The sequence below is a fragment of the Flavobacterium soyae genome (genome assembly GCF_045348165.1).
Taxonomy (GTDB): domain Bacteria; phylum Bacteroidota; class Bacteroidia; order Flavobacteriales; family Flavobacteriaceae; genus Flavobacterium; species Flavobacterium soyae.
Window position 1 is genome coordinate 3,610,297 of record NZ_CP150845.1, and the last position, 12,823, is coordinate 3,623,119.

At 38.8% G+C, this 12,823-nt stretch carries 12 protein-coding genes and 1 pseudogene; all 13 read left to right on the forward strand.

Annotated elements, in window-relative coordinates; translation table 11 throughout:
• The first annotated feature begins 115 nt into the window (after window positions 1-115).
• The 13 genes and pseudogenes from AABD74_RS15430 (at window position 116) to AABD74_RS15490 (ending at window position 12,817) form a co-directional block, all read left to right on the forward strand.
• Entirely contained in the window at window positions 116-607 is a 492-nt protein-coding gene (locus AABD74_RS15430; RefSeq protein WP_406843461.1) for a DUF3347 domain-containing protein, read from the forward strand.
• A gap of 7 nt (window positions 608-614) precedes the next feature.
• Window positions 615-1,232 carry a heavy metal-binding domain-containing protein gene (locus AABD74_RS15435; protein ID WP_406843462.1) on the forward strand — a complete coding sequence of 206 codons (618 nt, stop codon included), beginning with the start codon at window positions 615-617 and terminating at the stop codon, window positions 1,230-1,232.
• Between the two features lie 58 nt (window positions 1,233-1,290).
• On the forward strand, window positions 1,291-1,995 hold the full coding sequence (locus AABD74_RS15440; RefSeq protein WP_406843463.1) for a DUF3347 domain-containing protein: 705 nt from the start codon (window positions 1,291-1,293) through the stop codon (window positions 1,993-1,995).
• Between the two features lies 1 nt (window position 1,996).
• A complete protein-coding gene (locus AABD74_RS15445) occupies window positions 1,997-2,467 on the forward strand; it encodes a heme-binding domain-containing protein (protein WP_406843464.1) in 471 nt (156 codons plus the stop codon).
• 5 nt (window positions 2,468-2,472) lie between these two features.
• Complete coding sequence (locus AABD74_RS15450) at window positions 2,473-3,783, forward strand: efflux RND transporter permease subunit (RefSeq protein ID WP_406843465.1); 1,311 nt, start codon at window positions 2,473-2,475, stop codon at window positions 3,781-3,783.
• Complete coding sequence (locus AABD74_RS15455; protein ID WP_406843466.1) at window positions 3,770-5,704, forward strand: efflux RND transporter permease subunit; 1,935 nt, start codon at window positions 3,770-3,772, stop codon at window positions 5,702-5,704. The genes AABD74_RS15450 and AABD74_RS15455 overlap by 14 nt, the downstream gene beginning before the upstream one ends.
• On the forward strand, window positions 5,688-6,938 hold the full coding sequence (locus AABD74_RS15460; RefSeq protein ID WP_406843467.1) for a TolC family protein: 1,251 nt from the start codon (window positions 5,688-5,690) through the stop codon (window positions 6,936-6,938). Before AABD74_RS15455 ends, AABD74_RS15460 begins: the two co-directional genes overlap by 17 nt.
• On the forward strand, window positions 6,916-8,256 hold the full coding sequence (locus AABD74_RS15465; protein WP_406843468.1) for an efflux RND transporter periplasmic adaptor subunit: 1,341 nt from the start codon (window positions 6,916-6,918) through the stop codon (window positions 8,254-8,256). Before AABD74_RS15460 ends, AABD74_RS15465 begins: the two co-directional genes overlap by 23 nt.
• A 3-nt stretch (window positions 8,257-8,259) precedes the next feature.
• Window positions 8,260-9,474: an efflux RND transporter periplasmic adaptor subunit gene (locus tag AABD74_RS15470; RefSeq protein WP_406843469.1), complete on the forward strand. Its 1,215-nt coding sequence runs from the start codon at window positions 8,260-8,262 to the stop codon at window positions 9,472-9,474.
• Window positions 9,475-9,612: 138 nt separating this feature from the next.
• Window positions 9,613-9,942: pseudogene (locus AABD74_RS15475) on the forward strand (MerC domain-containing protein); the annotation flags it as partial.
• 87 nt (window positions 9,943-10,029) lie between these two features.
• Window positions 10,030-10,212, forward strand: coding sequence for a GDCCVxC domain-containing (seleno)protein (locus AABD74_RS15480; RefSeq protein WP_406845643.1), 183 nt, complete (start codon window positions 10,030-10,032; stop codon window positions 10,210-10,212).
• 39 nt (window positions 10,213-10,251) lie between these two features.
• On the forward strand, window positions 10,252-10,575 hold the full coding sequence (locus AABD74_RS15485; RefSeq protein WP_406843470.1) for a DUF6660 family protein: 324 nt from the start codon (window positions 10,252-10,254) through the stop codon (window positions 10,573-10,575).
• 73 nt (window positions 10,576-10,648) lie between these two features.
• Window positions 10,649-12,817 (forward strand): TonB-dependent receptor plug domain-containing protein, encoded by a 2,169-nt coding sequence (locus AABD74_RS15490; RefSeq protein WP_406843471.1) that lies wholly within the window; start codon window positions 10,649-10,651, stop codon window positions 12,815-12,817.
• Window positions 12,818-12,823: the final 6 nt, after the last annotated feature.

Genomic DNA, 12,823 nt, shown 5'->3' on the forward strand with positions numbered 1-12,823 from the left:
GCATATTCTGCTTACAATTATTTTATTTTCCCGTTAATTCAATTACAAAAACAAGGCTTTGTCATGCCGTCTTTTTTTGTCATTGTTTAACAAATCTTATCTAAAAAATCACAAAATGAAATCATTAAAAAATATAATGATGGCAATAACTCTATTGTTATCAGTTGTGGTATCCAATGCCCAAACTAAAGAGCAACTCAAACCGGTTTTCGATAATTACTTTTTATTGAAAGATGCACTGGTAAAAGCAGATGGTAAAGCTGCCGCCTCGGCCTCAAAAGAATTATCGACCGCAATATCTTCTGTAAAAATGGAAACGCTAAAAACAGAAGAACATATGGTCTGGATGAAGGTATCCAAAGATTTGAGCGAAGAAGCTAAAAATATTTCAGCTACACAGGATATTAATAAGCAGCGAGAATTTTTCAATCCGTTGTCTAAAAATATGTATACCCTGATAAAAACTTCAAAAACTTCAGAAGCCGTTTATTACCAATATTGCCCCATGCAAAAGGCAAACTGGTTAAGCAAAGAGAACACAATTAAAAATCCTTACTATGGCTCACAAATGCTGGGTTGTGGTAAAACTGTAGAAATAATTAAATAGTAAAAAGATGAAAACAATACTTATCATATTAAGTGCATTTTTTACATTTAATTTAACCGTAACAGCACAAACAGCTGCAAAAAATGAGGAGCAAAAAATAGTTTATATCTGTCCTTCACATCCTGACCAGATGAACCCAAGTTCTGGATTATGCCCAAAATGTGGAATGAAATTGACAAAAACTACCCAAAAGATAGATACCCATGCTCAAAAAGGAAGTCAGCCTATGAGCAAAACGGTGATAAAATATGTCTGTCCCATGGACGGTTCAACTTCTGATCAACCAGGGGATTGCTCTAAATGTGCCATGAAGATGGTAAAAGTTACCGAAAAAATAGATACCCATGCACAAAAAGGAAGCCAGCCTATGAGTAAAACCGTGACAAAATATGTTTGCGCAAAGGATGGGGCAACTTCAGACCAACCCGGTATATGTTCCAAATGTGGAATGGATATGGTAAAAGTCACTGAAAAAATAGACACCCATGCCCAAAAAGGAAGTCAGCCAATGAGTAAAACGGTGACAAAATATGTTTGTCCTATGGACGGTTCGGTTTCTGAAACTCAGGGAAAATGTCCAAAATGTGGAATGGAAATGATTGAAAAAGGATCTGATAAAAAATAAGAATCTAATAATGAAAAATGCTGTCAATGGCGGCAATAAACAATTTAAAATTACATAAATGAAAAATATAATTCTTTCAACCATATCAATGGCATTTGTACTGGTTTCATGCAATCAAAAAAATAAAGAAACTGTTTCAGCTGACCCAAAAACAACTCAAACGGATTCACAATTATATGCCTGTTCCATGCATCCCGAAATTACCGGTAAAAAAGGCGATACCTGTTCCAAGTGTGGAATGGAGCTAACCGAGCCGGTCCCGCAAACTGACGCAGTGGATAAAGGTAATGCTGCTGCCAGCCGAGAAGTTGAAAAATCAGCTGCCGTGACTAATTTTTCCATCAATGAAATTGTGAGCAATTATCTGCAAATGAAAAATGCACTAGTCAAAGACGATTCAAAAAGTGCTGCCAACGCAGGTAAAGAATTATTTGTAACTTTAAGTAAAGTAAATCTAAGCCCATTAGATACAAAGTTAAAGGCCCAATATCTTGAAATTGCTGATGACGCCAAAGAGCACGCTGAACACATTGGAGATAACAGCGGAAAAATAGACCATCAAAGAGAGCATTTTGTAATGCTGAGTCAAGACGTGAACGATTTGATACAAGTATTTGGAACAACTCAAAAATTATATCAGGATTACTGTCCTATGGCAAACGATGGTAAAGGAGCCGTATGGATTAGTGAAATAAAAGAGATCAAAAATCCCTATTATGGATCAAAAATGGGTAACTGTGGATCAATAAAAAAAACATTCTAAAATGAAACAATTCATCAGAAAGATTCTTTTTATTGGGTTAATTATTTTTCTACTGATGCAGTTGTATCAGCCTGTCCGAAATTCCGATTACGGACAGGTTTTACCAATCCATATTTCCAAAGTCTATCATATTCCTCGAAATATCGAAGCAATTTTACAGACTTCCTGTTATGACTGCCATAGCAATAACACACAGTATCCGTGGTATTCCTACGTACAGCCTGTACGCCTTTTCATGGAAAGCCATATTACCCAGGGGAAGAAGGATTTGAATTTTAGCCAGTGGGGAGATTATTCCAAAAGGAAACAAGGGAATAAATTAGACCGGATTGTCAAGCAAATAAAAGCTAACGAAATGCCATTAACCTCTTATACTTTAATCCACAAGAACGCAGTATTGACCCCTGCTCAAAAAGAACAAGTGATCAAGTGGGCTCAGAAAGTAAACGATAGTATTTCAAAAATAAATTAAACCTTATGGTACACAAATTAATAGAGTGGTCACTCAGGAACCGTTTCATCGTTTTGCTATTATCGGCAGGAATATTTGTATGGGGTATCCTCTCTATACAAAAGAACCCTATCGATGCGATTCCTGATTTATCAGAAAATCAGGTTATTGTTTTTACAGAGTGGATGGGGAGGGCGCCACAGCTTGTGGAAGATCAGATTACCTATCCTTTGGTAACCAACCTTCAGGGGCTGCCTAAGATTAAATATGTACGAGCTGCTTCCATGTTTGGAATGAGTTTCATCTATGTCATTTTTGAAGATGATGTTGATATCTACTGGGCAAGGTCAAGAGTACTGGAAAGACTCAGCACCATCAGCAGTACTTTACCCAAGGGAGCTGCCCCGCAGTTAGGTCCTGATGGAACAGGTGTGGGCCACATTCTCTGGTATACCCTTGATGCACCGAGTATGGATCTGGGAGAACAAAGAGCATTACAGGACTGGTATGTGAAATTTGCTTTGCAGAATGTTTCGGGAGTAAGTGAAATCGCCTCTTTTGGGGGATTTCAAAAAGAATATCAGGTTACTATTGATCCCAACAAGCTGCTGTATTACAAACTCTCAGTTCCGGAAGTTATTAATGCAGTTCGTACCAATAATAATGAAAGCGGCGGAAGAAAATTCGACATGAGTGATATTGGTTATATCATCAAGACATCCGGTTATCTAAAATCCATTAAAGAGATTGAGGATATTCCGCTGAAAAACCAAAATGGGATTCCAGTTAAGGTCAGCAATATAGGAACCGTTCAAATGAGCGGTGAAACCAGACTGGGGATCTTTGATCACAATGGCACCGGTGAAGCTGTTGGTGGTATAGTCGTTATGCGTTATGGTGAAAATGCAGATGCCGTCATTGATAAAGTCAAAGAAAAAATGAAAGAAGTAACAAAAGGACTTCCGGCAGGGGTAAAATTTAATATTGTTTACGACCGGGGACATCTGATAAAAGAATCCATTGACTCGGTCAAACGTACCTTAATTGAAGAGATGCTGGTAGTATCGCTTATCGTTATTATTTTTCTTTTTCACTGGCGCAGTGCCCTGAGTATAATTATTCAAATTCCCATAACCATTGCAGCGAGTTTTATTCTGCTCAATGCTTTTGGTATATCCTCTAATATTATGTCATTAACAGGTATTGCTTTAGCTATAGGTGTTATTGTAGATAATGGAATTATTATGAGTGAGAACGCTTATCAGCATTTATCACAGCGATACGCTCAATGGCAGTCTGAACAAAAAAATGAAACAAACCAAGATGAAAAGAATTAAAAACTTATTTCGTAAAAAACCACAGTGGATTTCTGATGAAGAAAGGCTGAAAGTGATTGAGCAGAGCAGCAAACAGGTTTCTCGTGGTGTATTCTTTGCTACCATAATCATAATTACCTCATTTCTTCCTGTATTTATGCTTTCTGGTCAGGAAGGGAAATTATTCCATCCTTTGGCTTATACCAAAACATTCATACTGATTGTGGATGCGCTGCTGGTTCTCACACTGGCTCCGGTACTGATTTCATTTTTTATGAAAGGGAAATTCAGGCCAACAGATGCGCATCCGGTGAATCGTTTCTTAGAAAGAGGTTATGAACCCATCATCAGATGGGTGCTCAAATGGAGAAAAACTACCCTGACAGTCAATATTCTGGCCTTATTGATTTCAATTCCCTTACTGATGCGGCTCGGAACAGAGTTCATGCCTCCATTAGATGAACAGAGTATTTTGTTTATGCCTGTTACCCTGCCAGATGTATCCAATGGAGAAATCAAACGTATTTTACAGGTACAGGATAAAATAATCAAATCGGTACCCGAGGTAGAAAGTGTTTTAGGCAAAGCAGGACGAGCCAGCACCGCTACAGACAACTCTCCAATAAGCATGATTGAAACCATTATTATGCTAAAGCCAAAATCGCAGTGGCGTAAAGGAATTGATAAAAAAGACATTATTAAGGAACTCGATACCAAACTGCAGATACCCGGTGTGGTAAACGGCTGGACACAGCCTATTATCAACCGTATCAACATGCTGGCAACAGGAATCCGTACCGATGTTGGTATTAAAATCTATGGGCAGAATCTCGATACTATCGCGCGCGTATCGGAAAGAGTAAAAATGGCTTTAGAAGGAACACCCGGAGTATCTGATTTATTTGTGGATCCTATTACCGGTGGTAAATATCTTGATGTTGATGTCAATCGTCCAGAATTAGCCCGATACGGATTAACCGTTGATGATGTAAACCAAACCGTAGAATTTGCTTTAGGCGGCGCGTCCATCGGCAATACCGTTGAAGGACGAAGACGTTTTTCAATTAGTTTGCGTTTGGCTCAGGATTACAGAAACAGTGTAGAGCGGATCAAACACATTCCTTTACAGTCTCCTGTTTTTGGAGAAGTTCCCTTATCTGCCGTGGCGGACATTAAATTTGTAGACGGGCCTCCGATGATCAGTTCAGAAAATGCACTCTTGCGTGGAGCAGTTATGTTTAATATACGGGATCGCGATATGGGCGGGACAGTGGCCGAAGCAATGAAAAAGCTGGAAACAGCCAAAAACATATTGCCTGAAGGGTATTTTATAGAATGGAGCGGCCAATATGAAAATTTAATAAGCGGTGAGAAAACACTCAAGATCATTGCTCCAATTGTACTGCTGATCATTTTCTTTTCGCTGTATTTTGCTTTTCATTCTCTGCGTGAAGCTTTCTTAAGTTTAATAACAGTCCCATTCGCCTTAATCGGAGGAGCTTACATTATCTATTTCTGGGATGTTAATTTATCGGTTGCCGTTGCCGTTGGGTTTATTGCCCTGTTTGGAATTGCTGTGGAAACCGGAATTGTGATGGTTATTTATCTCAATGATGCTATGGACCAATTAATCAAAGCAAAAGGCAATTCCAGAGAAACTATTACCAAAAATGACCTCAAGGAATATGTAGTGCATGGTGCTGCAAAACGACTGCGTCCAAAACTAATGACAGTCTGCGTTTCATTATTTGGACTGGTTCCTGTTTTATGGTCAAATGGCGTTGGAATGGACGTAATGAAACCAATTGTACTGCCTATGATTGGCGGCGTATTTACCTCTGCCATACATATCTTATTAGTAACCCCGCTTATTTTTTTAATGTCCAAAGAATATGAATTACGAAAATATGGAAAACTTGAAGTACATGATACGAAACATTAAAGTATTGTCATTAGTATTGCTTTTACTGCCAATACCCCTTTTCAGCCAAACCAAACAGGTACTGTCGCTGGATACCATTTTGCAGCGGATTGATAAAAAAAATCTTCTATTGCAAAGTTATGGACTCAAAGCAGAAAGTTACAAATACAGCTCCGATGCCCAAGCGGCATGGATGGCACCAATGGTAGGGGTTGGTACCTTTATGACACCATATCCATTTCAGGAAGTAATGGATGACCGTGATAAAGGTTCACTCATGCTCAGGGTAGAGCAGGATATTCCTAACTTCTCGAAACTAAACAAGAAAAAAAAGTATATCCAATCTCAGGGAGATATTGAAAACGCTACCAGAGTTGTAACGCTTAACGATTTTAAAGCGCAGGCAAAGCGGCTGTATTTCAGCTGGTTGATTGCCGAGCAGCGCATCAAGGTTTTGGATCAGAATGAAAGGATAATGGGTACCATGAAAAAGATTGAAGAAGTGAGATATCCTTACAATCAATCCCAATTGGGCAACGTGTATAAAATTGAAGCCAGAATCGAAGAAAACAAAAATATGATCCGTATGCAGGAAGGCGAAATTGCAAAAGCAAGGGCCTGGCTAAGCAGTTTGATGAATGAGCCGGGTAACGCCGAGTTTTCTATAGATACTGCTTACACTCCTGTTTTTAACCCTGCCTTGCACGACACCACAAGTCTTGCAGCTGTTCGTGGGGATATTAAAAAAATGGATGCCGGTATTGAATCGATGCAGCTCAATATTGAGGCGATCAAAGCAGAAAAAAATCCTGCTTTCAAAATTCAGTTTGACCATATGAATGCCTTTGATAAAATGATGCCCAAAGCCTATTCGGTAATGGCAATGATGTCCATTCCAATTGCTCCCTGGTCCTCGAAAATGTATAAATCGGATGTAAAAGCGATGCAGTATAATCTGCAGGCGATGGAGAAAGAAAAGTCCGCAATGCTTCAGGAGACCCAAGGAATGCTGTATGGTATGCAGTATGAAATACAGACAATGCAGAAAAGGATTCAAGGACTCGAGACAAAAATAATTCCTTCCATGCAAAAATCACTGGATGTAAATTTCCTAAACTATCAGGAAAACAAGCTGCAGGTTCCGGTGGTAATAGATTCCTGGGAGGCTTTAAATATGTTACAGAATGACCTATTGGACGAAAAATTAAAATTATATCAAATGATTGTTGATTATGAAAAAGAACTATATCGCTAAATTAGGCGCCTTTCTATTTGTCTGCGTATTTTTATTTGTTTCCTGCAATAAAACTGCCGACAATAAAAATAAAGCGGCGCACGAAGAGCATAATCCAAACCAGAAATACACCTGTCCGATGCACCCGCAAGTGGTGCTGGACAAACCCGGTGACTGCCCTATCTGCGGGATGGAATTAGTGCCTAAACACACCCCTGGCACGGAAACAGCCATAGACAGTGATCTTAAAGATCTTTTAAAACCTGTAAATGAGCAGGTAGTTTCTAATGTGTCGACTATAAAACCTGAGTCAGGTACCAAGATATTTTCTGTGCAGGTACAGGGAAGTATTACCTATGATACCCGTGATCAGACGAGTATTGCCAGTCGGGTAAGTGGAAGAGTGGAGCGTTTACTTATAAAATACAATTATCAGCGGGTTAAAAAAGGACAGTTAATTATGGAAATTTATTCGCCCGATTTAGCTGCCGCGCAAAGAGAACTGTTATTTATTTATCAATCGGATAAAAATGACAATATGATGCAAAAAGCAAAAGAAAGACTGTCGTTATTGGGTATGCAACAGAAACAAATTCAACATATTCTAAATACCGGTAAAATTTTGTACCGTATTCCTGTTTACAGTAGTGCCAGCGGATATATTTTAGATAAATCAACAGTTGGCAGTACTTCCGTCACAAGTATAGCTGCTTCAACTCCCGCAGCTGCTCAGGACGGTATGGGAGGGATGGGTTCAGGCAGCGGCACATCAGGCAGTATTAATGCATCTACAGCTGCAGCATCGCCAATACTAGTCAGGGAAGGCCAATATGTGGGTGCCGGCGAGTCACTTTTTACAATTTACACTAACAAAAACCTGATTGCTGAGTTTGCTTTAGATCCCTCGGCAGCATCCCAGATAAAAAAGGGGCAAAAATTGGTTTTCCATGAATCGTCAGACGAGCAAAAAGTATATACAGGTACCATTGGACTCATTCAGCCTGTTTTTAAAGCAGGAAGCAATTTTACCCTGGCAAGGGTTTATCTAGGCAATAATCAATTTCAGATAGGAAAATTAGTTACAGCCACTATCCCAATTGCCAATAAGGGCTGGTGGGTTCCTCAAAGTGCCGTGCTCAACTTAGGAAATAAGTCTGTTATTTTTAAAAAGGAACAGGATGTATTTATTCCCAGAGAAATTAAAACAAAAATGACCACCAGCGGTATGGTGCTCATCGAACAAGACATCAGTGATTGGAACATTGCCGCTAATGCGGCCTATCTGGTGGACAGCGAAAGTTTTATCAAAACAGCTTCAGAAAATAAATCAAAAAACTAACCCATGAAGAAGAAACGAGTTTTATTAATTACTTTTTTGACAATAATAGCTTTTCTGTTTCTATTTGCAGCATGCGCTAAAAAAGAAGAAACAAAAGTTACCCGTGAGAAAGCTCAAACGTATACCTGTCCCATGCACCCGCAGATTGTGAAAAATGGCCCGGGCACCTGTCCAATCTGCGGTATGGACCTGGTACCTTTTGAAAAAAACAATGCACAGGATTTTTTAATTTTAGGAGCTAGCCAGCAGGCATTAGCGAATTTAAGGACCATGAAAGTTGGCGAGAATGAATTTTCAAATTCTTCCCGACTAAATGGACGTTTGGTAACAGATCCTGAGCAGACTGTTTATGTATCAAGCCGGGTTGCAGGCAGAATTGAAGTATTGTATGTTAAAGAAACCGGAGTGCCCATCCGCAAAGGACAGCCCTTATATAAGATATATTCAGAACAGCTCTCCTCGCTGCAGCAGGAATATTTAGTTGCGGCTGCGCAGGTGAGCAGTTTTCCGGAAGACAAACGCTTTAATCAAATGAAGACTGCGGCAAAGCAGAAACTATTATTGTATGGACAATCAGAAGCTCAGCTCAGCGATTTGGTGAAAAAACAAAAAGTATCACCTTATGTAACGTACTTTGCTCCCAATTCAGGTATAATTGCTGAACTTTCCGTGACAGAAGGGCAATATGTAGGAGAAGGCGGCTCTATTATGAAACTGGAAGATTACGATCGTTTGTGGGTGGAGGCAGATGTATACCCCTCTGATGCCCATAAAATCAAGACAGGACAAAAGGTACAGGTGATTGTGTCGGGATATGAAGACCAGCCACAGGTAATGAGGGTTGATTTTATAAATCCTGCACTTCAAACCAGCAAGCAGATAATGCAGCTTCGCGGCACTATCCCTAATCCCAGCAATCAATGGCAGGCAGGTCTGCAGGCGGTTGTTTTACTGCCTTCTTCCGGGCAAAAAAATGTATTGGCTTTACCGGTAGATGCTGTAATCAGGGATGGCAATGGTGCACATGTGTGGATTGAGGCTGAAAAAGGAAAATACCAGCCAAGAATGGTGACCCTTGGAGTAGAGACATTTGATGAAGTAGAAATTACCGATGGTTTAAAAAATGGTGAAACTGTGGTGGTTTCCGGGGCTTATCTTTTATACAGCGAATTCATTTTAAAGAAAGGGAAAAACCCGATGGAGGGAATGAAAATGTAATAATTTAGTATCCTCTATATGAGGAAAAAATCAAAATTTTTAAAATAAGTATTAAATAGAATACGCTTTCAGAAATCAGATTCAATCTCTAAATTTGATGCGGAGTAATCAATAATAAAACAGGAAAATCAATTAAAAATGAAATTATTAAACAATATCGATAAATTAGGCACCGTTGGGATTTTCTTTACGGCATTATTCTCACCCTGCTGTTTCCCTCTTTTTGCATTTGGGGCTTCAGCTCTTGGATTAGGCAGTTTTGAATTATTGGGCGGATGGACCATGTGGATATTTCTGGCAATGATGTTAGTCTCTCTTACAGGTTTAGTTATTTCTTATAGTAAGCACCGTTTGATATATCCGTTATTGTTTGCCCTGCCCAGCGCCTTATTAATTTTATACGGATATTTTTATGGCAGCAGCCTGTATTTAATTTATACGGGCATGTTTGGATTACTAACGGGGACAATCATAAATTATTACGACAATAAGTCCCAGGTCAGCTGTGATACCTGCACGACTTATAATGGAAAAGAGGTAGAATTAAAATCAACCATTACCTGTCCGAAATGCAGCTATAAAAAAGCAGAAATAATGCCCACAGATGCCTGTGCCTTTTTCTACGAATGTGAAAACTGTAAAGCAAGACTGCGCCCGCTGGAGGGCGACTGCTGTGTGTATTGCAGTTACGGAACTGTAAAATGCCCTCCGATACAGGCAGGCGATAAATGCTGCTAGAAAAACAATAATACTAAATTTAATGTCTAAATTCGCGCTGTGAAAATATGCGTAACAATATTGTCGTTTATTGTACTGTTTCTTTCAACAGTGCCGTGTTCTTCCTATGCCAAACATTCACAATGCGGCGCAGAGAAAAGCTGTGATGCCGATTCTCATGACTGCGGCAATGACTGCAACGGAAAATGTTCGCCTTTTTATTCCTGCGGCACCTGCATTGGTTTTACAATAAGTCTTTTTACTGCTGCCATTAGTGAAAAGTTTATTTTTACCAGAGATGAAACAGGGCAGGTGCCATCGTATGATAAATTTGTTGATTCTTCTTTTATCTGTAAAATTTGGCAGCCCCCTAAAATTGCTTGATATAAAACAGTTTTGATTTGCATGATTTTTTGATCGTGCAAATGAGTTATGTATTAATATTAAGAAATTACAAATGTTTAAATATATTTTATTGATTGTGGCAATAGCGACTATTGGCACTGCTCATGGACAGAATAAAATCAAAGTACTGCTTAAAGATGCTCAAACCAATGAGCCTATAGCCAGTGTAACGGCTAAAATAGAGGATGGTAATTTAATGGCTGTGAGTGATGCTGATGGTATTGCTTTTTTTGAAAATGTTCCCCAAGGAGCGCATACTGTCTCTTTTTCCATAGCAGGTTATAAGGAACACAAAGCATCCTTCACAATACCTTATAGCGGTGAATTTCTGGAAATTGCATTGGAAAGTGAAGCTGAGGAAATGGATGAAATTGTGGTTACTTCAACAAGAGGAACAAGAACAATTAGCAACATCCCAACCCGAGTGGAATTTATTGCCGGAGAAGAGCTCGAAGAAAAAGCCAATATGAAACCGGGTGACATCCGTATGATGCTTAACGAAAGCACTGGTATACAAACCCAGCAGACCTCTGCTACTTCAGGGAATTCGTCCATAAGAATCCAGGGATTGGACGGAAGATACACTCAGATATTAAAAGATGGTTTTCCTGTTTATTCCGGGGCTTCAAGTGGATTGGGGTTACTGCAGACGCCACCACTGGATTTGAAACAGGTTGAGATAATCAAAGGTTCAGCTTCTACTTTATATGGCGGAGGGGCAATTGCCGGTTTGGTTAATCTTATTTCTAAAACTCCGTCCCAAGAGCGGGAATTGCGATTTTTGCTCAATGGGACTTCAGCTCTCGGACTTGATATTAATGGTTTTTATTCGCAGCGATTTAATAAAATCGGATTGACTGTTTTTGCCTCACATGACCGAAATGCCCCTTATGATCCTGCGGATATTGGGCTAACGGCTATTCCTAAGTTTGAGCGTTATAATTTTAATCCAAAGTTATTTGTTTATTTTAATGAAAATACAAAACTTAATTTTGGTGTCAATACAGTTTTTGAAAATCGAATCGGAGGAGATATCAATTATATTAAAGATCAAAGCAGTTATCCTGAGAGTTATTTTGAAAAAAATAAAACACAAAGAATAAGTACTCAATTTACCCTAAATCATAAATTCAATGAAAAGGAATCATTAACCCTTAAAAATAGCTTTAACAATTTTAGCCGTGTTATAACTATTCCCGATTATATTTTTGACGGTTTACAGAACAGCACCTTTTCTGAAATCACGTATTCTTATAATGGCAAAATCTCGGAGTGGGTAACAGGTGCTAATTTATATACTGATAATTTTAAAGAGAATTCAGCGACCTCATTTCCTCTGAGAAATTACAATCAGATTACTTACGGGGCTTTTGTTCAAAATACTGTAAAGGCAAAACAATGGCTGGATATCGAAACGGGATTGCGAGGGGATTATGTGGTTGATTACGGGTTTTCCTTTCTGCCAAGAGTTTCGGCTTTGTTTAAAATCAATCCAAAACTTACCTCAAGAATCGGGGGCGGTCTGGGGTACAAGACCCCAACGATTTTCACTGAGGAAAGTGAGCGTATCCAATACAGAAATGTGCTGCCAATAAACAGTGATTTTAATACACTTGAAAAAAGCTATGGTCTTAATTTTGATGTCAATTACAAAACCAATTTGACAGAAGATCTGTCTTTAACGTTGAACCAATTATTCTTTTATACCAATGTTGATAATCCTCTTATTTTAACTCCTCTGCCCAATGATATCTATCAGTTTGTAAATGTTGACGGGTATTTGGATACAAAAGGAACTGAAACAAATGTCAAATTAGGGTATAAAGATTTCAAATTATTTCTGGGTTATACCTATACAGACGCATCAATAGATAACAATGGCATAAAATCTGAAAACCCTTTAACAGCAAAACACAGATTGAACAATGTTTTGATGTATGAAGTAGAAGATAAATGGAAAGCAGGACTGGAAGCCTATTATTACAGCCCGCAAAAATTAAATGACGGAACAACCGGAAGAGAGTATTGGATTTTTGGTTTTATGGTTGAAAAATTATGGGAGAATTTTTCAGTTTATGCCAATTTTGAAAACTTTACCGATACCAGACAAACGAAGTTTGGAAGTATCTACAGCGGTACAATAACCAATCCGGTGTTTAAAGACATCTATGCACCGCTTGACGGTTTTGTAGTAAATGCAGGAATTAAAATAAAGATTTAAAAAACA

Coding starts and splice junctions, on each gene's coding strand:
- AABD74_RS15430 (WP_406843461.1), top strand. CDS start 116: ATGAAATCATTAAAAAATATAATGATGGCAATAACTCTATTGTTATCA.
- AABD74_RS15435 (WP_406843462.1), top strand. CDS start 615: ATGAAAACAATACTTATCATATTAAGTGCATTTTTTACATTTAATTTA.
- AABD74_RS15440 (WP_406843463.1), top strand. CDS start 1,291: ATGAAAAATATAATTCTTTCAACCATATCAATGGCATTTGTACTGGTT.
- AABD74_RS15445 (WP_406843464.1), top strand. CDS start 1,997: ATGAAACAATTCATCAGAAAGATTCTTTTTATTGGGTTAATTATTTTT.
- AABD74_RS15450 (WP_406843465.1), top strand. CDS start 2,473: ATGGTACACAAATTAATAGAGTGGTCACTCAGGAACCGTTTCATCGTT.
- AABD74_RS15455 (WP_406843466.1), top strand. CDS start 3,770: ATGAAAAGAATTAAAAACTTATTTCGTAAAAAACCACAGTGGATTTCT.
- AABD74_RS15460 (WP_406843467.1), top strand. CDS start 5,688: ATGATACGAAACATTAAAGTATTGTCATTAGTATTGCTTTTACTGCCA.
- AABD74_RS15465 (WP_406843468.1), top strand. CDS start 6,916: ATGAAAAAGAACTATATCGCTAAATTAGGCGCCTTTCTATTTGTCTGC.
- AABD74_RS15470 (WP_406843469.1), top strand. CDS start 8,260: ATGAAGAAGAAACGAGTTTTATTAATTACTTTTTTGACAATAATAGCT.
- AABD74_RS15490 (WP_406843471.1), top strand. CDS start 10,649: ATGTTTAAATATATTTTATTGATTGTGGCAATAGCGACTATTGGCACT.